Annotated in this window: 18 protein-coding genes; 12 read left to right on the top strand and 6 right to left on the bottom strand. The window is 74.2% G+C overall.

Features of this window, described 5'->3' with window-relative positions; translation table 11 throughout:
* Positions 1–157: 157 nt before the first annotated feature.
* On the top strand, positions 158–1,078 hold the full coding sequence (gene metF, locus OG556_RS09045) for a methylenetetrahydrofolate reductase [NAD(P)H] (protein ID WP_363618869.1): 921 nt from the start codon (positions 158–160) through the stop codon (positions 1,076–1,078).
* A 207-nt stretch (positions 1,079–1,285) separates the two neighbouring features.
* On the top strand, positions 1,286–2,188 hold the full coding sequence (locus OG556_RS09040) for a hypothetical protein (RefSeq protein WP_371516673.1): 903 nt from the start codon (positions 1,286–1,288) through the stop codon (positions 2,186–2,188).
* Between the two features lie 18 nt (positions 2,189–2,206).
* On the opposite strand, the gene OG556_RS09035 is transcribed toward OG556_RS09040, so the two are convergent.
* Both OG556_RS09035 and OG556_RS09030 read right to left on the bottom strand, forming a co-directional pair.
* Complete coding sequence (locus OG556_RS09035; protein ID WP_371516672.1) at positions 2,207–3,703, bottom strand: phytoene desaturase family protein; 1,497 nt, start codon at positions 3,701–3,703, stop codon at positions 2,207–2,209.
* A gap of 50 nt (positions 3,704–3,753) precedes the next feature.
* Entirely contained in the window at positions 3,754–4,395 is a 642-nt protein-coding gene (locus OG556_RS09030) for a DUF4126 domain-containing protein (protein WP_371516671.1), read from the bottom strand.
* Between the two features lie 583 nt (positions 4,396–4,978).
* Here OG556_RS09030 and OG556_RS09025 point away from each other — a divergent pair.
* From OG556_RS09025 to OG556_RS09015, 3 genes are all read left to right on the top strand, one after another.
* Positions 4,979–5,545, top strand: a complete 567-nt coding sequence (locus tag OG556_RS09025; RefSeq protein WP_371522633.1) for an SAV_6107 family HEPN domain-containing protein — start codon at positions 4,979–4,981, stop codon at positions 5,543–5,545.
* A 45-nt stretch (positions 5,546–5,590) separates the two neighbouring features.
* Complete coding sequence (locus OG556_RS09020) at positions 5,591–6,343, top strand: methyltransferase domain-containing protein (RefSeq protein WP_371516670.1); 753 nt, start codon at positions 5,591–5,593, stop codon at positions 6,341–6,343.
* 410 nt (positions 6,344–6,753) lie between these two features.
* Positions 6,754–7,143: a DUF3040 domain-containing protein gene (locus OG556_RS09015; RefSeq protein ID WP_350884379.1), complete on the top strand. Its 390-nt coding sequence runs from the start codon at positions 6,754–6,756 to the stop codon at positions 7,141–7,143.
* Positions 7,144–7,242: 99 nt separating this feature from the next.
* Here the strand turns inward: OG556_RS09015 and OG556_RS09010 are convergent, their stop codons facing one another.
* The 4 genes from OG556_RS09010 to OG556_RS08995 form a co-directional block, all read right to left on the bottom strand.
* The gene (locus OG556_RS09010; protein ID WP_371516669.1) at positions 7,243–9,696 is read right to left on the bottom strand and encodes a transglutaminaseTgpA domain-containing protein; all 2,454 of its coding nucleotides are present in this window, start codon (positions 9,694–9,696) and stop codon (positions 7,243–7,245) included.
* On the bottom strand, positions 9,693–11,015 hold the full coding sequence (locus tag OG556_RS09005) for a DUF58 domain-containing protein (RefSeq protein WP_371516668.1): 1,323 nt from the start codon (positions 11,013–11,015) through the stop codon (positions 9,693–9,695). The genes OG556_RS09010 and OG556_RS09005 overlap by 4 nt, the downstream gene beginning before the upstream one ends.
* A gap of 1 nt (position 11,016) precedes the next feature.
* The gene (locus tag OG556_RS09000; RefSeq protein ID WP_371516667.1) at positions 11,017–12,063 is read right to left on the bottom strand and encodes an AAA family ATPase; all 1,047 of its coding nucleotides are present in this window, start codon (positions 12,061–12,063) and stop codon (positions 11,017–11,019) included.
* A gap of 270 nt (positions 12,064–12,333) precedes the next feature.
* Positions 12,334–12,876, bottom strand: a complete 543-nt coding sequence (locus OG556_RS08995) for a carbonic anhydrase (RefSeq protein ID WP_063347243.1) — start codon at positions 12,874–12,876, stop codon at positions 12,334–12,336.
* Between the two features lie 574 nt (positions 12,877–13,450).
* Here OG556_RS08995 and rsmH point away from each other — a divergent pair.
* The 7 genes from rsmH to murD all read left to right on the top strand — a co-directional run bounded on the left by rsmH (position 13,451) and on the right by murD (position 22,834).
* Positions 13,451–14,425 carry a 16S rRNA (cytosine(1402)-N(4))-methyltransferase RsmH gene (rsmH, locus tag OG556_RS08990; protein ID WP_371516666.1) on the top strand — a complete coding sequence of 325 codons (975 nt, stop codon included), beginning with the start codon at positions 13,451–13,453 and terminating at the stop codon, positions 14,423–14,425.
* Between the two features lie 133 nt (positions 14,426–14,558).
* Positions 14,559–15,059 (top strand): hypothetical protein, encoded by a 501-nt coding sequence (locus OG556_RS08985; RefSeq protein WP_371516665.1) that lies wholly within the window; start codon positions 14,559–14,561, stop codon positions 15,057–15,059.
* Complete coding sequence (locus tag OG556_RS08980) at positions 15,056–17,263, top strand: peptidoglycan D,D-transpeptidase FtsI family protein (RefSeq protein WP_371516664.1); 2,208 nt, start codon at positions 15,056–15,058, stop codon at positions 17,261–17,263. Before OG556_RS08985 ends, OG556_RS08980 begins: the two co-directional genes overlap by 4 nt.
* A gap of 93 nt (positions 17,264–17,356) precedes the next feature.
* Positions 17,357–18,922, top strand: coding sequence for a UDP-N-acetylmuramoyl-L-alanyl-D-glutamate--2,6-diaminopimelate ligase (locus OG556_RS08975; protein ID WP_371516663.1), 1,566 nt, complete (start codon positions 17,357–17,359; stop codon positions 18,920–18,922).
* Complete coding sequence (gene murF, locus OG556_RS08970) at positions 18,919–20,322, top strand: UDP-N-acetylmuramoyl-tripeptide--D-alanyl-D-alanine ligase (RefSeq protein ID WP_371516662.1); 1,404 nt, start codon at positions 18,919–18,921, stop codon at positions 20,320–20,322. Before OG556_RS08975 ends, murF begins: the two co-directional genes overlap by 4 nt.
* Positions 20,322–21,383 carry a phospho-N-acetylmuramoyl-pentapeptide-transferase gene (mraY, locus tag OG556_RS08965; RefSeq protein ID WP_371516661.1) on the top strand — a complete coding sequence of 354 codons (1,062 nt, stop codon included), beginning with the start codon at positions 20,322–20,324 and terminating at the stop codon, positions 21,381–21,383. The genes murF and mraY overlap by 1 nt, the downstream gene beginning before the upstream one ends.
* The gene (gene murD / locus OG556_RS08960; RefSeq protein WP_371516660.1) at positions 21,380–22,834 is read left to right on the top strand and encodes a UDP-N-acetylmuramoyl-L-alanine--D-glutamate ligase; all 1,455 of its coding nucleotides are present in this window, start codon (positions 21,380–21,382) and stop codon (positions 22,832–22,834) included. The genes mraY and murD overlap by 4 nt, the downstream gene beginning before the upstream one ends.
* The last annotated feature ends 110 nt before the right edge of the window (positions 22,835–22,944 follow it).

Genomic DNA, 22,944 nt, shown 5'->3' with positions numbered 1-22,944 from the left:
CGGGCGCGGGACCCGAACGCCGGTCGGAATTCGTCGGCCCACGGATGGAATCACGGATGGAATACGGACGGAACGCGGATGGAATGTCGTCCACCACTTGTCTCAATCCGTGGTACCGAGTTGTCCGGCCCCTTCGAACGCCCGATAACCTGCCAGCATGGCACTCGGCATCGCTTCCACCAGACCGGACCGCGCACTGACGGTCCGCGAACTCCTGGCAGCAGGAAAGCGGTCCTTCTCCTTCGAGTTCATGCCCCCGCGCACCGAGGTCGGCGAGCAGCGACTCTGGGACGCCATCCGTCGGCTCGAACCGCTGGACCCCAACTTCGTCTGCATGACGTACGGCGCCGGCGGCTCCTCGCGCGAGCGCACCGTCAACATGGTCGGCCGGATCGCCACCGAGACCACGCTGACCCCGGTCGCCCACCTGACCGCCGTCGACCACTCGATCGCCGAACTGCGCAACATCATCGGCCAGTACGCCGACCAGGGCGTGCGCAACGTCCTCGCGGTCCGGGGGGACCCGCCCGGCGACCCGATGGGCGAGTGGGTCAAGCACCCCGACGGCGTCACGTACGCGTACGAGCTGGTCGAGCTGATCAAGGGCATCGGCGACTTCTGCGTCGGCGTCGCCGCCTCGCCGAACATGCACCCGCGCTCCACCGACTGGGACGAGGACATCCGGCACTTCGTCGGCAAGGTCCGGGCGGGCGCCGACTACGCGATCACCCAGATGTTCTTCGAGGTCGACGACTACCTGCGGCTGCGCGACCGGGTCACCGCCGCCGGCTGCGAGACGCCGATCATCCCGGAGATCATGCCGGTCACCAACGCCAAGCAGCTGGAACGCTTCCCCCAGCTGAGCGGCTCCGCCTTCCCCGCCGACCTGGAGGCCCGGCTGCGGGCCGCCGTCGACGACCCGGCGGCGCTGCGCGCGATCGGCATGGAACACGCCACCGCGATGGCCGAACGCCTGCTCGCCGAGGGTGCGCCCGGCCTGCACTTCATCACGCTCAACCACTCCACGGCGACGCTGGAGATCTACCAGAACCTCGGCCTGCACCAGCGCCACGCGTAGGCCCCGTCCGGGGCCTCGCCCGCCCCCGCCCGGGGCCCGCGGACCCGGACGTCCACCGGCCCGTCACCGCCCCGACGGTGACGGGCTCGGTCGTGTGCGCCCCGGCCGCGACCGGCGGGAACGCGATGCGGTACCCCGGCCGTTGAACCGGTACAGTCGCCGCACACGCGCGGCGAGCGCGGGCACGCGACTGGAGGTAGCGGGCGGATGGGCATCGGATACCTGCTGCTGTACGTCGCGTTGGCGGTGGTGGCGCTCTGGCTGGTCGCCGAGGTCCTGCTGCAGAACCGGGCCCCGCTGCACTGGCGGGCCCTCGCCCTGGTCGGCTTCCTCGGAGTGGCCGCCGGCATGGTGCTCGGCTCCGTCCCGGTGATCGGCGCCGGCGCCGCCCTCTTCGCGGCCGGCCAGACCTTCGTCACCCTCTCCGTCAAGCGCGGCTACCGGGCCGGCTGGTCGCTGCGCAAGGCCGACGGCTCGCTGCCCGGCCCGCTCGCCAAGGTGCCCCTGCTCGGCGCCCTCACCGGCGGCGCGGCCGCCGTGGCCGCGGTCGAGGCCACCGAGAAGCGGATCGGCGAGGTCAGCGCCGTCGAGGAGGCCCCGGTCGCCGCCCCCGACCCGGTCGCCGAGGACGTCCCCGAGGTCGAGCAGACCGCCTCCTTCGAGATGCAGGAACTCGCCCAGGACGGCGTCTACGCGCCCGCCTACTACGAGCAGCAGCAGGCGCAGGCGCCGCACGACCCCTACGCCGAGGCCTACCAGTCCGGCTACGACAACGCCGCCCAGCCGCAGCCGGCCTACGAGCAGCAGCAGTGGCAGAGCCAGCAGCAGCCCGCCTTCGCCTACGACCAGGGCTACGGGGCCTACCCCCAGCAGTCCGACCCGTACAACGGCTACCCGCAGCAGGACCAGTACCAGTCCTACCCGCAGCAGCAGCCCGGCTGGGAGCAGCACCCCCAGCAGCAGTGGCAGACCCCGCAGCAGCACCCCGAGCAGCACCTGGAGCAGCACCCCGGCCAGCAGCCGGGCCAGCACCCCCAGGGCATCCCGCAGCAGCAGTCCTACGACCACACCTACGGCTACCAGCAGCAGAACACCTGGCCCCAGGGCTGAGCTCCGGCGCCGGGGCCGCTACGCGGGGCCGATCAGGTTGGCGGCGATGCAGGCGGACATGCCGGCCCGGGCCAGTCCGCCGCCGGGGTGGGCCGCCCCGCCGATCAGGTAGAGGCCGGGGACGGGCGACTCGTTGGCGGGCTGGAGCCATCCGCCGCCGTCTCCGGCGAGCGCGGGGCGGGGGACCGACCCGCCGAGGGCGCCGGTCTCCCGGCGGGTGTCGTCCGGGGTCCGCGCGACCCGCCACAGCACCCGTTCGCGCAGGCCCAGGCCGGCGGCGTCGGCGTGCGCCAGCAGCTGGTCCGCGTAGCGCTCGGCGATCCCGGGCGCCGTCCAGTCGACGTCGCCCTGGGCGGGGACGGTCGCGGTCAGCACCACGCTCTCGTGCGCGTCGTCGGGGCGCAGCGAGGGATCGTCCGGGCGCAGCACCTGGAGGGTCGGGCGCTCGCAGGGCGGGCCGGGGACGGTCAGGGTGTTCTGTTCGGCCGCCGGGTCGGCGGCGTGCACCACCGTCCGGTGCGGGGTGCCGGCCGGCCGGGCGCCGCGCAGTGCGAGCAGCACGCTGAACCGGCCGGGGACCCCGGACGGCTCCCGGTGGTCGGGTCCGGGCTCCGGCCCACGGGCGGGGCCGTCACGGAACAGCGTCCTGGCGTCCATCGAGGAGACCACCAGGTCCGCGTCGATCCGGCCGCCCGGGGTGTCGACGCCACGGGCCCGGCCGTCCTCGACCAGCACCTCGGTGACCGGGGTGTCGAAGCGGAACTCCACCTTGCGCAGCTCGCAGCGCCGGTGCACCGCGTCCGCCAGGGCCCGCAGGCCGCCCCGGACGTACCAGACGCCGAAGGACTGCTCCATGTACGGCAGCACGGTGGCCCCGGCGGGGGCGGACCCGGGGGGCAGGCCGAAGCGCAGGGCGTGCTCCGCCAGCAGGGCGGTCAGGCCGGGGTGGCCGCCGAGTTCGCGGGCGGCGACGTCGGCGAGGGTCCACGGGCGGGGCCGGCCGAGCCGGGCGAGCAGGCCGCGCCGGGGCGGGACGGGGTAGGGGTCGGTGTGCAGCGGCGACCGGTCGGCCGGGAGCGGTTCCTCCAGGAGCGGGCGGCGGGTGGCCTCCCAGACCGTCCGGCCGTGGTTCATGACCGCGCTCCAGCGGGCGCCCGAGCCGGCGCCGAAGGCGGCGTCCAGGGCCTGGCTGACGCCGCCGCGGGAGGCGTTGGGCAGGCTGACGGCGGTGCCGTCCGGGAACAGGTGCCGGCTCTCCGGGTCCACCGGGGCGAGGTCGACGAGCTGCTCCAGCGGCTCCTTGCCGGTCTTCAGCGCGAGGTCGCGGTAGACGGCCGGGAGGGTCAGCAGGCCGGGGCCGGTGTCGAACGCGAAGCCGTCGCGCTCGTACCGGCCGACCATGCCCCCGTACGTGCCGCCGGCCTCGCAGACCGTCACCCGGTGTCCGAGGCTGGCCAGCCTGGAGGCCGCGGCGAGCCCGCTCATTCCTGCGCCGATGATGACGATCCGTGCCATGGCACCTGATCCTAGGCCGTGACCTGGGCCGGGCCCGGCGGGCGCCGTCCTCAGGGCCTCGGGACGTACGGCCGGTCCGCCTCCTGCTCGCGGGCGGCGGACCGGGCCTCGCGGGCGGCGCGGCGTTCGCGGCGGCGGGCCCGGAAGGCGCGGATCCGGTTGACCGCGAACCCGACCAGCAGCAGGCCGACGGCGAGCAGGACGGCGGCGATCGAGGCGGCCAGCCAGGGGTGGAAGATCGCCAGGGAGACCAGCCCGGCCACCGACAGGTCCTCCGCCATGCTGACCGCGATGTTGCTGGCCGGTTCGGGCGAGGTGTTGACCGCCATCCGCAGCGAGGCCTTGACCAGGTGGCTGACCAGCGCCGTGGTGCCGCCCATCGCGCCCGCCGCGACCTCGCCGAGCGAGCCCGGGTCGGTGCTCGCGATCAGCGCGCCGACGGTGGCGCCCGCGATCGGCCGGATCACGGTGTGCACGGAGTCCCAGAGGCTGTCGACGAACGGGATCTTGTCGGCCACCGCCTCCAGCAGGAACAGCACGGCGGCCGCGACCAGCACGTCGGTGCGCTCCAGTGCGGGCGGCACCGAGTCCGCGCCGCCGAAGCGGCCCAGCAGTCCGAGCAGCAGCACCACCGCGTAGGCGTTGATGCCGCTGGCGAGTCCGCTGGTGAAGATCAGCGGCACGATCGTCATGGCTTCCCCCTCCTCATCGCTTTCCCCCTCCTTCTCGTGGCCGTGGCCGGTCCGCTCCGGCCACGCCGTACCGTACCCGGACGTGCCGGGTCGGCCCGCCGGTTCCGGCCACGGCCGGGTCCGGGGCCGACGGATCTGAGTACGCGTACTCAGATCCGGGGTTGAGTACGTCAGCGGATGGCCCGCCGACCTGCCGGGACGGGAGAGTGGTGGCACCGGGACGGCGGCGCGTCGGGCGCCCCGCCCCGGGTGGCGGATCCGTCCGCCCAGCCGGCAGATGAGGGGTCGGCGGGGCGGCGGCGGAGGTCCGCCGCGGGAGCCGGTCACGGGCCTCGCACCGCCGACACGGGGCGGCGGAGCGGGCCGGGGGGAGACCGGCCACCAGAGGGGGAGAGCTGGCCACCGCCGCCTGTGGGGAACGGCGGAGCGGCGGCGTACGGCGGCGGCACAGGACCTGGGGGGACAGGCCGGTGCCCGCCGCCGCTCACCCGTTCCGGGCCGCGTTGTCAGTGGTCCCGTTCACGATGGAGGGGCACGGACCGCCCGGTCCGCGCGCTGCCTCGGAACGGGGGAGACCATGACCATCAGCCGTCCTGAGCCCGTCACCGCCCGCCTCCACTCCGCCGCCCTGCCGTCCTCCCCGGGCGGGCGCCCGGGTGGCGGGGACGTCCACCCCGTGCTGCGCCGGACCGCCGCGCCGCCGGCCGCCCTCGACCTGCTCGCCGACGCCCACCGCACGCTCGACCGGGCCCGCGTCCTGGAGGACCCGCTGGAGCGGTACGCCACCGCCCACCTGGCCGCGCTGCGCACGGTGGCGGCCGTGCTCGCGGTCCGTGGGCGGCCGGAGAAGAGCGCGCGCCGCCGCAAGGCCATCCGCAGCGCCTGGGAGGTGCTGCCCGAGATGGCCCCCGAGCTGGCCGAGTGGGCGCTCTACTACGCCGCCGGCGCCCGCCGCCGGGCCGCCGCCGAGGCCGGGATCAGGGGTGCCGCCTCGGCCCGTGACGCCGACGACCTGGTCCGCAACTCCGCCCTGTTCCTGCGCCTGGTCGAGCGCCTGCTCGGCCTGCGCCCGACCCCGCCGGCCCCGCGGCTGCCGCTGGACGGCGACGACCCGCCGGGGGTGACGGGCCCCGCCACCCGCCCGGTCTAAGGTGGAGGCATCCTGATCGATCTGCATGTGCCGAGGAGCCCCGCCTTGTACCCGACGCGTCCCCGCAGTGCCCTGCGTACCGCCGTGGTGTGGGAGGTGGTGCGGGCCGCCCTGGAGAAGCGGGCGGCCGAGCTGGACCAGCCGGTCCTCGACGTGGTCGACACCGGTGGCGGCACCGGCAACTTCGCCGTGCCGGTGGCCAAGCTCGGCCACCGGGTCACCGTGGTCGACCCCAGCCCGGACGCGCTGTTCGCGCTGGAGCGCCGGGCCGCCGAGGCCGGGGTGACGGCGCTGGTCCGGGCCGTCCAGGGCGACACCCAGACGCTGCCCGAGCTGGTCGCCCCCGGCACCGTGGACGCGGTGCTCTGCCACGGCGTGCTGGAGGTCGTGGACGACCCGGCGGAGGCGCTCGGCAGCCTGGCCGGCACCCTGCGCCGGGGCGGCCTGGTCAGCCTGCTGGCCGCCAACCGCAACGGCGCCGTGCTGGCCCGCGCACTGGCCGGCCACTTCACCGAGGCCCGTACGGTGCTGTCCGCGACCGACGGCCGCTGGGGCGAGCAGGACCCGATGCCGCGCCGCTTCACCGGCGAGGAGCTCAGCCGGCTGGCCGAGGGCGCGGGCCTGCGGGTGGAGTCGGTGCACGGCGTCCGGGTCTTCGCCGACCTCGTCCCCGGGGTGCTGGTGGACGCCGAGCCGGGCGCGATGGAGGCGCTGCTGAAGCTGGAGGAGGCCGCCGCCGAGCAGCCCGCGTTCCACGCCGTGGCGACCCAGCTGCACCTGCTGGCCACCCTGGCCTGAGCGAGCGAGGGACCGTCCGCCGCCGTACGGTTCGCGCACCGTGCGGCGGCGGTTCGCCTTCCGGACGCCCCCCGGCCTCGTCCGGGTGGTCCCGAACCTGCCCAGCTCCGGACCGATTCCACCCGTTCGGGCACTTGTCCGCGTCTCGTGGCGTTGAGCCGGGTGCGGCCGTGCCCGGTCGAAGTGGCCCGTCCCACGCGGCGCAGACCACTCCGTAACGGGCCCACGGACCGTATGATCTGGGTAAAGCCGGAAAGCATGACAGCCGGATGCGTGGGGCATATGGACGACACGGGCCGGGTCCCCCCGCACAGGCGTCCGACCGTGTGCCCCGAAGGCTGATTGGACTTTGCCTCCCCGACCGGGGTGGCGGACCGGTCGCACCCGCGACCGACGAGTAGGAGGACTCCGTGCCGCTCTCGGAGCACGAGCAGCGACTGCTCGACCAGATGGAGCGAGCGCTGTATGCCGAAGATCCCAAATTCGCGACGGCGCTTGAGGGAACCGGGCTGCGCACCTACACCCGCCGGCGGGTGTACCTGGCCGTTGCCGGCTTCGTGGTGGGCATCGGCCTGCTGATGGGCGGCATGGTCGTCCCCGACCAGATCTGGGTCAGCGTCGTGGGCTTCCTGGTGATGCTCGGGTGCGCGGTGTTCGCCGTGACCGGCTGGCGCCGCGGCCCCGCCGGCCAGGGCTCCGGCCCCCGGCCGGCCGCCGCGCCCCGCCGCAAGGCCGGGATGATGGACCGGGTGGAACAGCGCTGGCAGCGTCGTCGGGACGAGCAGGCCGGCGGTTTCTGAGCCGCGTACACGCTGGACGAACGCCGGGGCGGGCAGTCGATCGACTGCCCGCCCCGGCGTTCTCGTGTCCGTGCGACGGCCCGTTCGCCCGGGCCCCGCTCAGGACTCCCTGGAGGCCTGCTCGGACTCCGGTTCGCGCTTGCGCCGGGAAACCACCCGCCGCACCGGGCCGCTGACCGCGGCGGACACCCGGCCGACCCTGGTGCCGACCGCCTCCCGGGCCGCCCGCAGGGCGTCGGAGATCCGCCACCACAGCTGGGCCGAGGACGGCGGCAGCAGTACCGCCCTGGTCCGCCCGGTCCGGCTGGCGGTGGCCCGCAGGCCCTGCCGGGCGGTCCGGACGTCGGCCGACAGCGGGGCGGTGGTGACCTGGCCGGCCGGGGCGTAGAGCACCCGTTCGGTGGCCAGCGCCAGCCGCCCGGCGGCCGCCGCCGAGTCCGCGTCCAGCGCGGCCTTCTCGGTGATCCGCCGGGCGGCCGAGCGCGGGGTGCGTGACTCGTCCGGGGGAATTCCGAGGTCCCAGGCGGAGTCGATCAGCTCGTCCCAGGCGGCCAGCACCTGGGCGTCGGTGAGCTCGGCCGGGCCGCCGCCGGGCCCGCGCCGGCCGCCGGAGCCGAGCCGACGCCGGCGCAGCGCCGACCGCCAGAGCATCGGCACCAGCAGCAGCGCGATCACCAGCACCACCACGGCGGCGCTGCCCAGGACCTGCCCGGACAGCAGCCAGGAGTCCTCGGCGGCACTGCTGACGGCCTTGCTCTTCCCGCCGCACTCACCCAGCTGGCGCTGCTTCGCGTCGCAGTCCTTGCTGTCGGTCGGCGTCGCGACCGGCGCCGAGCTCTGCGCGGAGGCGGTCGGCTGCTGGGTCGGCGCGCTGGTCGGGGTGGTGGACTGCTCGGTGTAGCGGGGCTGGACGCCGCGGCTCGGGGTGGGCTCGAAGCGCAGCCAGCCGTAGCCCGTGAAGTACAGCTCGGGCCAGGCGTGGTACATCCGGCCGGTCACCGAGTAGACGTTGCCGCCCTTGGCGTCGCCGGGGGTGAAGCCGACGGCCACCCGGGACGGGATCTTCAGGGTGCGGGCCATCGCCGCCATGGTGGAGGCGAAGTGGACGCAGAAGCCCTTGCGGTCGCGCAGGAAGACCGCGATCGCGTTGCTGCCGGTGCCGCCGTTGACCGCGGTGTCGTACTGGAACTGCGGGCCGGTGAACCAGCTCACCAGCGCCATCGCCCGGTCGTAGTCGTTCGTCGCCTTGGCGGTGACCTCGTGGGCCTGCTGCGCGACGACCGGCGGGAGGTCCTGGGGGAGGGCGGTGTAGTGGTCCCGGATGTCCTGCGGCGCGGTCGACGCGGTGCGCAGCTCGTTCGCGGTGGGCCGCACGTCCAGCGCGCTGACGTGGTAGCGCAGGCTGCGGATCGCCCGGTCGTTGGTCGGCAGGACGGTGCGGGTGAACGGGTCGAGCTTCCAGTCGGACCGGTTGGGGACCTGGACGGAGGCGGCCGGGTAGGGCATCGGCAGCCAGCTCTTCTCCAGCCGGTCGCTGATCTGGAACTCGCCCTCGATCCGGGGGAGGTTGGCGTCCCGCAGGCCCTCGGGGGCGGGGAACGAGGACGGGAGGTCGTTGACCGTGGTGCTGCCGAGCCGCCAGTTGGTGCCGTCGAACTGGTCCAGCGCCCCGGTGCGCAGGTAGATCTGGTCGGCGAGTTCGCTGTCCAGGGTGTAGCTGAGCAGTTCGTTGTTGGTGGGCTTGGTGACCGCCGACTCCAGGCTGACCAGCGGGTCGAGGCTGGTGGCCGACCCGATGGAGCCCTTGCCCGAGGACCCGCCGGAGTCGGGGCTCAGCAGGCCGGAGTCCCAGTGCGGCAGGACGACCGGCAGCAGCAGCGCCGCGACCAGCGCGAGGACGCCGACCTGCTGGCCGCCCGGGCTGACCCGGCCGGAGCTCGTCGATTCGCGCGAGCCGCCGTGGAAGACCCGGCCCCAGCGGGAGACCCGGTCCTGCCCCTCGGCGAACAGCAGCACCAGGTAGCCGGCCGACGCCAGGGCGAACCAGAGCCAGCTGCCGTGGTCCCCGGAGAGCCCGTTGCCGACCGAGTACAGCGCCAGCAGCGGCAGCCCGGCCAGCGCCGAGCGCCGGTACGTCACGGCGACGGTGTCCACCACGACGGCGACCAGGCCGACCGAGGCGACCAGGATCAGCCGCAGGCCGGGGTTGGGCGGCGCCGGGATGGCGTACACCTGGATGTCGTCCAGGCCGGAGCTGACGACGTGGTCGAGGGCGCGCAGCGAGGACGGCCCGGGCACCACGCCGCCCAGCAGCGAGGCGGAGCCGGCGAAGCCGATCAGGATCAGCAGGAACAGCACCAGCAGCTGGCCGACCGGCACCGTCCAGCGGTACAGCGGGGCCCGCCGCAGGCCCGCGCCGACCGCCGCGATCACCGCGATCACCAGGAAGGCGTGGGTGACCCAGCTCCTGGTGGTGAGCAGCGGGGTCAGGCAGAGCGACGCGAGGGCGGTGGCCAGCGCCGAGTAGACGGTCAGTTTGGCCCGGGTGGTCACGCGCCGGTCTCTTCTCGGTAGGGGGAGGTCGTCTTGGCGCCGTCGGCGGCCTGCCAGAGGTCCGGGACGGAGTCCCCGGAGCTGACCGGCAGGACGGTCCAGCCGGCCTCGCGCAGCTGCCGGACCCGGTTGCGGAACTCGTCGCCGCCGGTGTTGGGGGCGAGCATCCGCAGGCCCGCCCAGGTGCCGGTGTCGAGGAGGAACGCGACGGCCCCGCCGGTGCGGTTGCGCAGCCGGGCCAGCCGGGCGGTCTGCGCCTCGTCGAGTTCGCCGAGCACGGCGACCAGCAGTCCCTCGCCGCCGGCGCGCAGCGGCTCCTCGGCGCGGGAGAGGCCGGCGCCGTCGGACAGGTCGGCCACCGCGAGCGCGTCCAGGATCAGCCCGGAGGCGTCGGCCGCGGTGTTGCCGCCGCCGGCGCCGGGGCCGGGCACCCACTGGCCGGTGTCGGTGAGCAGCTGGGTCTGGTAGCCGCGCTCCAGCAGGTGCACGGCGACCGAGGCGGCGCAGCTCACGGCCCACTCGAAGGAGGAGGCGGGGCCGCTGCCCCGGTGGCCGATCTCCCGGGTGTCCAGCAGGACGGTCGCCCGGGCCCGCTGCGGCTGCTCCTCGCGGCGCACCATCAGTTCGCCGTACCGGGCGGTGGACTTCCAGTGCACCCGGCGCAGGTCGTCGCCGGGCCGGTACTCGCGCAGGATCACGTCGTCGTCGCCGGCCAGCGCCAGGGTGCGGGCACGGCTCTCGCCCTGGCCGCCCCACTCGCCGCTCAGCCGCACGTGCGGCAGGGCCTGGACCTGGGGGACGACGGTGAGGACGTCGGAGGCGGAGAAGGAACGGTTCACCTCGCACATCCCGAACGGGTCGGACAGCCGCAGCTGGAGCGGCCCGAGCGGGTAGCGGCCGCGCAGGTCGGAGCGGACCCGGTAGGAGACCTCGCGGTGGCCGCGCGGCTCGACCCGGTCCAGCACGAAGCGCGGGCGCGGCCCGAGCACGTACGGGACCTTGTCCTCCAGGAGCAGCAGCCCGGTGGGCACCCGGGAGACGTTGTCGACCCGCAGGTGGACCCGGGCCTCCTGGCCGGCCACCGCGCGACGCGGGCTCAGCCGGCGGCCGCTGGCCACCCGGTAGCGGGTGTTGGCGACCACCAGCGCGGCGGCCAGCGGCAGCGCGGCGAGCAGCACGCCGACGCGCAGCAGCGCGTCCTGGTCGAGCAGGTAGGCGCAGCCGACCGCGGTGACGCCGGCGGCGAGGAAGGAGCGCCCCCGGGTGGTGAGGCCGCGCAGCCCGGCCCGCAGTCCTGACGTCGGGTCGGACGGGGCCACCTCAGCCCCTCCGGCCGGCCGGGCCGCCCTGCGGGCGCGGCAGCGGCAGCCGGGCGACCAGGTCGGTCACGATCTGCTCGGCGGTGCGGCGGCTGAGCTGGGTCTCGGCGGTCGGCATCAGACGGTGCGCGAGGACGGGCACGGCCAGGCGCTGGATGTCGTCCGGGGTGACGTAGTCGCGCCCGTCGAGCGCGGCGGCGGCGCGGGCGGCCCGGACCAGGTGCAGGGTGGCGCGCGGCGAGGCGCCCAGCCGCAGCTCGTGGCTGGTGCGGGTGGCGCCGACCAGGTCGACGGCGTAGCGGCGGACCGGGTCGGCGATGTGCACGCTGCGCACCAGGTCGACCAGCTTGAGGATGTCGGCGGCGTGCGCCACCGGCTGGAGGTCCTCCAGCGGGCTGGCGCCGGAGTGCACGTCGAGCATCGCGAACTCGGCCTCGGGGCTGGGGTAGCCGATCGAGATCCGGGCCATGAAGCGGTCCCGCTGGGCCTCCGGCAGGGGGTAGGTGCCCTCCATCTCGACCGGGTTCTGGGTGGCCACGACCATGAACGGCGAGGGCAGCTCGTAGCTGGTGCCGTCGATGGTGACCTGGCGCTCCTCCATCGACTCCAGCAGCGCGGACTGGGTCTTGGGCGAGGCGCGGTTGATCTCGTCGCCGACCACGATCTGCGCGAAGATCGCGCCCGGGCGGAACTCGAAGTCGCGCTGGTGCTGGTCGTAGATGTTGGTGCCGGTGACGTCCGAGGGCAGCAGGTCGGGCGTGAACTGGATGCGGCGGACGGTGCAGTCGACCGAGCGGGCGAGCGCCTTGGCCAGCATGGTCTTGCCGACGCCGGGCACGTCCTCCAGCAGCAGGTGGCCCTCGGCGAGCAGGACGGTCAGGGCGATCCGGACGGCCTCCGGCTTGCCCTCGATCACGCTCTCGATGTTGGCGCGGATCCGGTCCACGACCGCGGCGAGCTCCGGAAGTCCGGCCCGGTGGTACCCGTCCGTCCCCTGGCCGCCCCCCGCAGGACTGCCGAGACCGGCCTGATCGCTGTAGCTCGTCACCCGTATACGCTCCCTGGCACCCTGTGCCCGCCTCACCCCGAGGCCGGACCCCACCCCATGCTTGACGCGGCCTTCCCGGGGGCGGTTCCGTCGGGGATCCGGCGCCGGGACAGCGGCCTGCGGCCTGGCCGCCCCAGGTGGTTCGGGGTCTGACCGGCAGGCGCATTCTCCCCTGACCGGTGACCAGAAGTCACCCTCGGGACGGCCCGGATGCCCGGACGCCGTTGGCCGGGCGGTGCGCGGTGCGGGGCGGTGGTGCGGGTACGGGGTTCAGTGGATTTCGCGCAGGAGCCCGGTGTGGACGTCGAAGACGAAGCCGCGGACGTCGTCGGTGTGCAGCAGGAAGGGCGAGGTGCGGACCCGCTGCATGGACTGGCGGACGTCGCCGTCGAGGTCGACGAAGGCCTCCACCGCCCACTGCGGGCGCTGGCCGACCTCCAGCTCCAGCTCGCGGCGGAAGTCCTCGGTCAGCCCGAGCAGGCCGCAGCCGGTGTGGTGGATCAGTGCGACCGAGCGGGTGCCGAGGGCGCGCTGACTGATGGTGAGGGAGCGGATGGTGTCGTCGGTGACGACGCCGCCCGCGTTGCGGATGACGTGGGCGTCGCCCAGTTCGAGGCCGAGCGCCGCGAACAGGTCGAGGCGGGCGTCCATGCACGCGACCACGGCGATCTTCTGGACCGGGCGGGCGTCCATGCCGCCGTCCCGGAAGGTCACGGCGTACTCGCGGTTGTCCGTGACGAAGCGGTCGATGATGGCGGGTCGCGGGGAGTCGGCAGCGTCGGTCGGCGTCGGCCGGTCGGGGGTCACTGTCATGGTGGCGACGTTAGTGCGATTCGGGCGTCCGCGGTGGGGAGGAGAGCTACAGATCGGGCCGCTGTGATCGAGCGCATCACCACAACAGGAGGACCGTGGGAGGACCGTTCCACGCGTTCGGGAGGGTTTGTCCGGGCTGGTCCCGGAGCGCCCGCGGGACGGGTGTGCGGGTGGGGCGCGCGGCCGCTCCCGCGGGCCCCCGGCCGGCACCTCCGTGGGGCCGCTCCCACGGCTGCGACCTGCGGTGATCCGTACCGCCGCCCGGGTGGTGCGCCGGAGCGGACCATTGACTGGCGGGGCCCGCGCGATAGAGTTTGCGGCGCAGTGGAGCACACCCGCCGGATCCCGTCAACCGGGCTTTTCCGGCCCGGGTGGCCCGGTCGATGCGGCCCGTGGCCTCCACCCGCTCCGTGCCCACCTGGCGCACCTTCCCCGGCGCCGGGCGGTCACGATCTTCCCCCTGGAGCGGGCGGGGACCACGGGCCGCGTCGTCGCGTCGAGCAGTGGTGGGCGAGAATGGTCGGAGCTCCCGGTCGTCGGGCTGCTCCGCACCTGAGGAAGGGCGCCACCGCGCATGACCACCAACGATCCGGGCCCCAAGCACGTTCCGGTCATGCTGCAGCGGTGCATGGACGCCCTGGCTCCGGCGATCTCGCGCCCCGGGGCGGTGGTGGTGGACGCCACCCTCGGCCTCGGCGGGCACAGCGAGGCGCTGCTCACCCAGTTCCCCGAGGTGCGGCTGGTCGCGGTGGACCGCGACCCGCAGGCGCTGAAGCTCTCCGGCGAGCGGCTGGCGCCCTTCGGCGACCGGGCCACCCTGGTGCACGCCGTCTACGACGAGATCCCCGAGGTGCTGGAGCGCCTGGACATCGACCGGGTGGACGGCGTCCTGTTCGACCTCGGCGTCTCCTCGATGCAGCTGGACGAGGCCGATCGCGGTTTCGCGTACGCGCAGGACGCGCCGCTGGACATGCGGATGGACCAGACCCGGGGGATCAGCGCGGCGGAGGTGCTGAACACCTACAGCCACGGCGCGCTGGCCCGGATCCTCAAGGTCTACGGCGAGGAGCGGTTCGCCGGGAAGATCGCCTCGGTGATCCTCCGGGAGCGGGAGAAGGAACCGTTCACCAACAGCGCGCGTCTGGTGGAGTTGGTGCGGAACGCCATTCCGGCGGCGACCCGCCGGACCGGCGGGAACCCGGCCAAGCGGACGTTCCAGGCGCTGCGGATCGAGGTCAACGGCGAGCTGGAGGTCCTGGACCGGGCGATCCCCGGTGCGCTGGAGGCCCTGACGATCGGCGGTCGGATGGTCGTGATGTCCTACCAGTCGCTCGAAGACCGGCTGGTGAAGCAGTACTTCGCCGCCGGATCGACCAACACCGCGCCGCCGGGGCTGCCGTTCATCCCGGAGGAGCACCAGCCCTGGCTCAAGCTGATCACCCGTGGTGCCGAGCTGGCCACGGAGGAGGAGATCGAGGAGAACCGGCGCGCCGCGCCCGTACGGCTGCGGGTGGCGGAGAGGATCAGGGACCGTAGCAAGCGGGGCTGAAACGTTGGCCCCGGCGGGGTCCGAAGGGCGGAGGAGAGCAGTGGGGCCGGTGGCCGGTGGGGTCCGGGCGGGGCGGGGATCGTTCCCCGGACAGGGCAGGGCGCGGATCACGGTCCGGCCGGGGCGGCGTCCGGTGCGGGGGCGCACGCCGTTCGCGGTGCTCGTGGTGGTGCTGCTCGCGGCGGGGCTGCTCGGGCTGCTGGCGCTGAACACGGCGCTCAACGAGGGCTCCTTCGAACTGTCCCGACTGCAGAAGCAGACCACCGTGGCGACCGACGAGAAGCAGGGCCTCCAGCACCAGATCGACCAGTCCTCGGCGCCGGACGCGCTGGCCCGGCGGGCCGCCGAGCTGGGCATGGTCCCGGCCGGCGGGATGGCCTTCCTGGACGTCCCGAACGGCGGCAAGGTGATCGGCACGCCCGGACCGGCGCAGGACAGCCCGCCGGTCAAGCGCTCGACGGTCGACCCGTGGCCGATGAGGCAGCCGGCGCCGAGCGCCCCGACGGGTGCGCCCCCGGCGAGCGCGCCCCCGGGCGCACCGAGCCCGGCGGCCACGGCCGGTGACTCCGTGGTCCAGATCAATCCGGCCTCCCCGGCCGCGCCCGCGCCGTCGACCGGAGGTGCGGGCCGATGAGCACGCCACGTCAGCCGTCAGGAGGCTCCGGCAACGGCCGCCGCCAGCCGCCCAAGGGCGCCGCGCCCCGCGCGGCCGCGCCGCGCGGCCAGTCCGCCGGCAAGGCCCAGCCTGCGAAGGGGCAGCCGGTCAAGGGACAAGCCGCGAAGGGACAGCCCGTCAAGGGCCAGCCCGCGAAGGGGCAGTCGGCCAAGGGCCAGCCCGCCAAGGCCGCCGCCGCCCGTACGCCCCGGGCACCGCAGCAGCGCCGCCCCGAGGGCCGCCCGCCGGCCCGGAGCCAGGCCGCCGTCCGGCCGCGCCGCCCGCTGCGCCCCAAGGCGCTCCGGCTGGCCGAGCCCAAGCGCCGCCTGCGGGTGATCACCGTGGTGATGTCGCTGGTGTTCTCGGTGTTCGCCGGCCGCCTGGTGCAGCTCCAGCTGCTGGACTCCGACGCGCTGGCCGCCGACGCCAACACCAACCGCTACCTGAACATCCCGATCACCGCCGAGCGCGGCTCGATAACGTCCTCCGACGGGGTGGCGCTGGCCGCCACCGTCGACGCGTACGACATCACCGCCGACCCGGCGATGTTCACCCCGGCGGCGACCGGCATCCCGGACGCCCCGGAGCAGGCGGCCGCCCTGCTGGCGCCGATCCTCGGCGTGCCCAAGGACAAGATCGCCGCCGACCTGCACACCCCCAAGACCCGCTACAAGCGGCTCGCCGCCCAGCAGACCCCGGCCACCAAGAGCCAGATCAGCGACCTCAAGGCGGGCCTGGAGAAGCAGGCCGGCTCGCGGACCTGCCAGGCCCAGAAGCGGCTGCTGACCAAGGCCGCCGACCAGGGCGGACGCACCCGGGTCGACAACGAGTGCGCCAACCCGCTGGCCGGGGTGTTCAACCGGGAGACCCAGAAGCGGATCTACCCCGCCGACGGGCTGGCCGCCAACCTCGTCGGCTTCGTCAACGGCGAGGGCGAGGGCGCCGGCGGCCTGGAGCTCCAGTACCAGAAGCAGCTGGCCGGCAAGGACGGGCACAGCAGCTACGCCCAGGCGGGCGGCCGGCTGGTGCCCACCGCCGGGGGCTCGATGGACCCGGCCGTGCCCGGCACCGACGTGAAGCTGACCATCAACCGGGACATCCAGTGGGCCGCCCAGCGGGCGCTCACCGACCAGGTCGCCAACTCCGGGGCGGAGAAGGGCTACGTCGTCGTCCAGGACGTGAAGACCGGTCAGGTCCTCGCGATGGCCACCGCGCCCGGCTTCAACCCGAACGACCTGAGCACCGCCAAGCAGTCCCAGATGGGCAACGCCGCGCTGGTCGACGCGTACGAGCCGGGCAGCACCGCCAAGCTGATGACCCTGGGCGCCGTCCTGGACACCGGCAAGGCCACCTGGGACACCAAGGTCACGGTGCCCTACCCGCTGGTCCGGGCCGGCCAGCAGTTCAAGGACGACGTCAAGCACGACACCTGGTACCTGACCCTGGCCGGGGTGCTGGCCAAGTCCTCCAACATCGGCACCATCGAGGCCATGGAGACGCTCGGCGACGGCGACCAGCTGAAGGCCAACCAGGTCCTGGACAGCTACATGCGCAAGTTCGGCGTCGCCCAGCCGACCGGCCTGAACTTCCCCGGCGAGACGGCCGGGAAGCTCAAGAAGCCGGAGGACCTGGTCGCCTCGGAGAAGTACAACACCTCCTTCGGCCAGGGCCCGATGCAGATGAACGCGCTGCAGGCCACCTCGGTCTACTCGACCATCGCCAACGGCGGCGTCCGGGTCGCGCCCAGCATCGTCCAGGGCACCACCAGCCCGGACGGCAAGTACACCGCGACCCCGCCGGGCGAGCAGACCAGGGTGGTCAGCGAAGAGACCGCCAAGACCCTCACCTCGATGCTGGAGTCGGTCGTCGACGACGAGCAGGGCACCGGCGGCAAGGCCGCCATCCCCGGCTACCGGGTCGCCGGCAAGACCGGCACCGCCAACCGGGGGGCCGCCAACGGCGTCGGCTACGACGGCTACACCGCCTCCTTCATCGGCTTCGCCCCCGCCGACGCCCCCCGGTACACCGTCTCCTGCACCCTCCAGGGGCCGGTCAACGGCCACTTCGGCGGCCAGCTGTGCGGACCGGTGTTCAAGCAGGTGATGGAGTTCACCCTGAAGACCATGCAGGTCCCGCCCAGCGGCAGCGAGGCGCCCAACCTGCCCGTCGAGTGGAAGCCGTGAGCGAGCATGAGCAACGAGCGGGTCGGGTCGGACGGCGGCGCGGCGAAGGGCCGGTTTGGCCCTGGACACCCTTCGGCGGATAGCCTTCCCGCCGTGCCGAAACCCGATCAAATCACCGTGAGTCCGCCCCGCCCGGCCGGGACCGCCGCCCTGCCGCTCGCCGAACTGGCCCGCCAGCTGGGCCTCGACCCCGTCGAGGGGGGCCTCGTCAGCGGCGTCACCCACGACTCCCGGGCGGTGCGCCCCGGCGACGTGTACGTGGCCTTCCCCGGCGCCAACCACCACGGCGCGGCCTTCGCGGCCCAGGCCGCGGCGGCGGGCGCGGCGGCGCTGCTCACCGACCCGGCCGGCGCCGAGCTGGCGGCCGGCACCGGCCTGCCGCTGCTGGTCGTCGACCGGCCGCGGGCCCGGATGGGCGAGCTCGCGGCAGCCGTCTACGGCCGCCCCTCCGAGCGGCTGCTGATGATCGGGCTGACCGGCACCAACGGCAAGACCACCACCTCCTACCTGGTCGAGGGCGGCCTGCTCGGCGCCGGGCGCGCCCCCGGGGTGATCGGCACCGTCGAGATGCGGGTCGGCGAGGAGCGGATCAAGAGCGAGCGCACCACCCCCGAGGCCACCGACCTGCACGCGATCCTCGGCGTGATGGCCGAGCGCGGCGCGGACGCGGTGACCATGGAGGTCTCCAGCCACGCGCTGGTCTACGGCCGTACCGACGGGGTGACGTACGACGTCTCGCTGTTCAACAACCTCACCCCCGAGCACCTCGACTTCCACCCGGACATGGAGGACTACTTCCAGGCGAAGGCCCGGCTCTTCCAGCCCGGCAAGTCCCGCCACGGCGTGGTCAACGTGGACGACGAGTACGGCCGCCGGCTGGCCGCCGAGGCCAAGATCCCGGTGACCACCTTCTCCGCCACCGGCGCCGTCGAGGCCGACTGGCGGGCCGTGGACGTCCAGCTCGGCCCGGTCGGCTCCACCTTCCGGGTGCTCGGCCCGGACGGCGCCGAGGCCGACGCGGCCGTGCCGCTGCCCGGCCCGTTCAACGTGGCCAACGCGCTCGCCGCGATCACCCTGCTGGTCGCCGCCGGCCTGCCGCTGGAGCGGGCCGTGGCCGGCGTCGCCGCGGTGCCCGGCGTGCCGGGCCGGCTGGAGCGGGTGGACGCCGGACAGGCGTTCGTCGCCGTGGTCGACTACGCGCACAAGCCGGACGCCCTCCAGGCCGTCCTCGGCTCGCTGCGCGAGGTCACCAAGGGCCGGCTGCACGTCGTCGTCGGCTGCGGCGGGGACCGCGACCCGCACAAGCGCGGCCCGATGGGCGCCATCGCCGCCCGGCTCGCCGACACCGCCCTGCTGACCAGCGACAACCCGCGCAGCGAAGACCCGCTGGCGATCCTCGCCAGCATGCTGACCGGCGCCGCCGCGGTGCCCGAGGCCGAGCGCGGGACCGTCCTGGTCGTCCCCGACCGGGCCGAGGCGATCCGCATCGCCGTCGCCCGCGCCCACGCCGGGGACACCGTGCTGGTGGCCGGCAAGGGCCACGAACTTGGCCAGTACGTACGAGACGAGATCCGCCCCTTCGACGACCGGGAGGTGCTGCGCGAATCCATCACGCAGACCACGGCCGCCCGGGGCGACCGAGGAGTAGAGCAGCAGTGATCGCACTGACCCTCGCCGAGGTGGCCGCCGCAGTCGGGGGCACCCTGGACGGCGCCGACCCCGGCGCCCTGGTGACCGGCCCGGTCGAGGTCGACTCGCGGAAGGTACGCCCCGGCGGCCTGTTCGCGGCCTTCGTCGGCGAGCGCGTGGACGGCCACGACTACGCGGCCGTCGCGGTCGGGGCCGGCGCCGTCGCGGTGCTGGCCGACCGCCCGGTCGGCGTGCCCGCCATCCTGGTCGACAGTGTGGTGGACGCGCTCGGCAAGCTGGCCCGGGCCGTGGTCGCCCGCGCCGAGGGCACCGCCGTCGTCGCGCTGACCGGCTCGGCCGGCAAGACCAGCACCAAGGACCTGATCGCCCAGCTGCTGCAGCGCCTCGGCGACACGGTCTACCCGCCCGGCTCGCTCAACAACGAGATCGGCCACCCGATGACCGCGCTGCGGGTCGAGCCCAGTACCCGGCACCTGGTCATGGAGATGGGCGCCCGGCACAAGGGCGACATCGAGTACCTCACCTCGATCACGCCGCCCCGGATCGGAGTGGTGCTGAACGTCGGCACCGCGCACGTCGGCGAGTTCGGCTCGCAGGAGGCGATCGCCGAGGCCAAGGGCGAGCTCGTCGAGGCGCTGCCCGCCGACGGCGCCGCGATCCTCAACGCGGACGACCGGCTGGTGCGCGCGATGGTCAGCCGTACCAGAGCGAAGGTGGTCCTGTTCGGGGAATCCCCGGACGCCCACGTCCGGGCGACGGACGTTCGGCTGGACGCCGCCGGACGGCCGTCCTTCACGCTCACCACCCCGGCCGGTTCCGCGCCCGTGCAGCTGCGCCTGTACGGTGAGCACCACGTCTCGAACGCCCTCGCCGCCGCTGCGGTGGCGGTGGAGCTCGGGATGTCCGTCGACGACACCGCGACCGCCCTGGGCGAAGCGGGTGCGCTGTCCCGCTGGCGCATGGAGGTCGTCGACCGGGCCGATGGTGTCACCGTCGTCAACGACGCCTACAACGCGAACCCCGACTCGATGCGGGCCGCGCTGCGGGCGCTGGTCTCGATGGGGGGACGCGGCCCGGAGCGCCGCCGCACCTGGGCGGTGCTCGGCGAGATGCGGGAGCTCGGCGAGGAGAGCCTGGCCGAGCACGACGCCATCGGGCGGCTCGCCGTCCGACTGGACGTCACCAAGCTGGTGGCGGTCGGTGGACGCGAGGCGGCCTGCATGGAACTCGGCGCGAGGAACGAAGGTTCGTGGGGTGAGGAGTCGGTGCTGGTGTCCGACGCGGACGCGGCGGTCGAGCTGCTGCGCAGTCAACTTCGGCCAGGGGATGTGGTCCTGGTGAAGGCGTCCCGTTCGGTGGGGCTGGAGAAGGTGGCCGAGGCCCTCCTCTCGGACGGTGTGGCCGCGTAATGAAGCAGATCCTCTTCTCCGGCATGATCGGCCTGATCCTGTCGCTGGTCGGTACCCCCGCCCTGATCAAGCTGCTCGCCCGGCAGGGCTACGGCCAGTACATCCGTGACGACGGGCCGAAGGCGCACCACAGCAAGAAGGGCACGCCCACCATGGGCGGCATCGCCTTCATCCTGGCGACCCTGATCGCCTACTTCGGGACCAAGGCGATAACGGGCGAGAGCCCGACGGCCTCCGGCCTGCTGGTGCTCTTCCTGACGACCGGTCTGGGCCTGGTCGGCTTCCTGGACGACTACATCAAGGTGGTCAAGCGCCGCTCGCTCGGTCTGCGGGCCAAGGCGAAGCTGGCCGGCCAGTCCATCGTCGGCCTGGCCTTCGCCGTGCTGGCGCTGCAGTTCCACGACGACCGCGGGCTCACCCCGGCGTCCCAGCACCTGTCCTTCGTGCGGGACTACGGCTGGTCGATCGGCCCCGTGCTGTTCGTCATCTTCGCCTACTTCATGATCGCCGCGACCTCCAACGGCGTGAACCTGACGGACGGTCTGGACGGCCTCGCCACCGGTGCCTCGGTGATGGCCTTCGGCGCCTACACCTTCATCGGCGTCTGGGAGTACGGGCAGAGCTGCGCCTACTCCGTCACCGCGACCGTCAGCTGCTACGACGTCCGCGACCCGCTGGACCTCGCGGTGGTCGCCGCCGCCCTGATGGGCTCCTGCTTCGGCTTCCTCTGGTGGAACACCTCGCCCGCCAAGATCTTCATGGGCGACACCGGCTCGCTCGCCCTCGGCGGCGCCCTGGCCGGTCTGGCGATCTGCTCGCGCACCGAACTGCTGCTGATCCTGCTCGGTGGCCTCTTCATGATCATCACCCTGTCGGTGATCATCCAGGTCGGCTCGTTCCGGATGACCGGCAAGCGCGTCTTCAAGATGGCACCACTGCAGCACCACTTCGAACTCAAGGGCTGGAGCGAAGTCCTGGTCGTGGTCCGGTTCTGGATCATCCAGGGGCTCTGCGTGGCCGTCGGCCTCGGCCTCTTCTACGCGGGATACCGGACCGGATGACGAACCCCCAGTTGATCGATTCGCAGTTCGCGGACCTGCCCGTCGTCGTCGCCGGGCTCGGCGTCTCCGGCATCAGTGCCGCGCGCGTCCTGCACGACCTCGGTGCCCACGTCACCGTGGTGGACGGCGGCAGCGGCGCGGGCCTGACCGCCCGGGCCGCCGAGCTGGAGGCGCTCGGCGTCACCGTCCGCCTCGGCGACGGCGACAGCCTGCCCGAGGGCACCCGGCTGGTCGTCACCTCGCCCGGCTGGGCGCCCGACCGCCCGCTGTTCGCCGCCGCCGCGGCGGCCGGCATCGAGGTCTGGGGCGACGTCGAACTCGCCTGGCGCCTGCGCCGGCCGCTGCCCGCCACCGGCGAGCCCGCCCCCTGGCTGGCCGTCACCGGCACCAACGGCAAGACCACCACCGTCCAGATGCTGGCCTCGATCCTCACCGCCGCCGGCAGGCGCACCGCCGCCGTCGGCAACGTCGGGGTGTCCGTCCTGGACGCGGTCCTCGCCGAGGAGCCGTACGACGTGCTCGCCGTCGAGCTCTCCAGCTACCAGCTGCACTGGGCGCCCTCGCTGCGCCCGCACTCGGCGGTCGTGCTCAACCTGGCCCCCGACCACCTCGACTGGCACGGCTCGATGGAGGCGTACGCCGCCGACAAGGGCCGGATCTACCAGGGCAACACCGTCGCCTGCGTGTACAACCTGGCCGACCCGGCCACCGAGGCGCTGGTCCGCGAGGCCGACGTCGAGGAGGGCTGCCGGGCGATCGGCTTCGGCCTCGGCGCGCCCGCCCTGTCGAACCTCGGCGTGGTGGACGGGCTGCTGGTGGACCGCGCGTTCGTGGCCGACCGGGCCAAGAACGCGGCCGAGCTGGGCGCCGTCGAGGACGTGCACCCGCCGGCCCCGCACAACATCGCCAACGCGCTCGCCGCGGCGGCGCTGGCCCGGGCGTACGGCGTCGAGCCGAAGGCCGTCCGGGAGGGCCTGCGGGCCTTCCGCCCGGACGCCCACCGGATCGCCGAGGTCGGCGTGGTCGGCGAGGTCACCTACATCGACGACTCCAAGGCCACCAACACCCACGCCGCCGCGGCCTCGCTGGCCGCCTACCGGCCGGTCGTCTGGATCGCCGGCGGCCTGGCCAAGGGCGCGACCTTCGACGACCTGGTCCAGGGCGCGGCCGGGCGGCTGCGCGCCGCAGTGCTGATCGGCGAGGACCGCGCGCTGATCCGGGAGGCACTGGAGCGACACGCTCCGGATGTCCCGGTGATCGAGGCGGCCGAGGGCCAGACTGGCGCGGTGGCGATGGCGGAGGTCGTCCGGACGGCCGCCTCGCTCGCCCGGCCGGGTGACACGGTGCTGCTGGCACCGGCCTGCGCCTCGATGGACATGTTCACCAACTACGGCGAGCGCGGCGACCTCTTCGCCGCCGCGGTCCGGCAGCTGGCGGACCGCGGGGAGTGAGCCGAAGGGCCGTACCGGGCCGGAGCGGCCCGGCGGCGGGTGAGCCGTGAAGAGAGAGTGAGCGGGGAGTGGCTGGGCAGGGCAGGGCGGGTTCCGGAGCACCGGAGCGG

The sequence above is a fragment of the Kitasatospora sp. NBC_01300 genome (genome assembly GCF_041435235.1).
GTDB lineage: Bacteria > Actinomycetota > Actinomycetes > Streptomycetales > Streptomycetaceae > Kitasatospora.
Note: the sequence above shows the minus strand (reverse complement) of the source record. Positions and strands in the feature narration are given on the sequence as shown.

Excerpts from the sequence above, each read along its gene's own strand:
- murD (WP_371516660.1), top strand. The coding sequence starts at position 21,380 with ATGACGAACCCCCAGTTGATCGATTCGCAGTTCGCGGACCTGCCCGTC.
- OG556_RS09030 (WP_371516671.1), bottom strand. The coding sequence starts at position 4,395 with ATGACGATCGTGCCGCTGATCTTCACCAGCGGACTCGCCAGCGGCATC.
- OG556_RS09040 (WP_371516673.1), top strand. The coding sequence starts at position 1,286 with ATGGGCATCGGATACCTGCTGCTGTACGTCGCGTTGGCGGTGGTGGCG.
- metF (WP_363618869.1), top strand. The coding sequence starts at position 158 with ATGGCACTCGGCATCGCTTCCACCAGACCGGACCGCGCACTGACGGTC.
- mraY (WP_371516661.1), top strand. The coding sequence starts at position 20,322 with ATGAAGCAGATCCTCTTCTCCGGCATGATCGGCCTGATCCTGTCGCTG.
- rsmH (WP_371516666.1), top strand. The coding sequence starts at position 13,451 with ATGACCACCAACGATCCGGGCCCCAAGCACGTTCCGGTCATGCTGCAG.
- OG556_RS08995 (WP_063347243.1), bottom strand. The coding sequence starts at position 12,876 with ATGACAGTGACCCCCGACCGGCCGACGCCGACCGACGCTGCCGACTCC.
- OG556_RS09035 (WP_371516672.1), bottom strand. The coding sequence starts at position 3,703 with ATGGCACGGATCGTCATCATCGGCGCAGGAATGAGCGGGCTCGCCGCG.
- OG556_RS08980 (WP_371516664.1), top strand. The coding sequence starts at position 15,056 with ATGAGCACGCCACGTCAGCCGTCAGGAGGCTCCGGCAACGGCCGCCGC.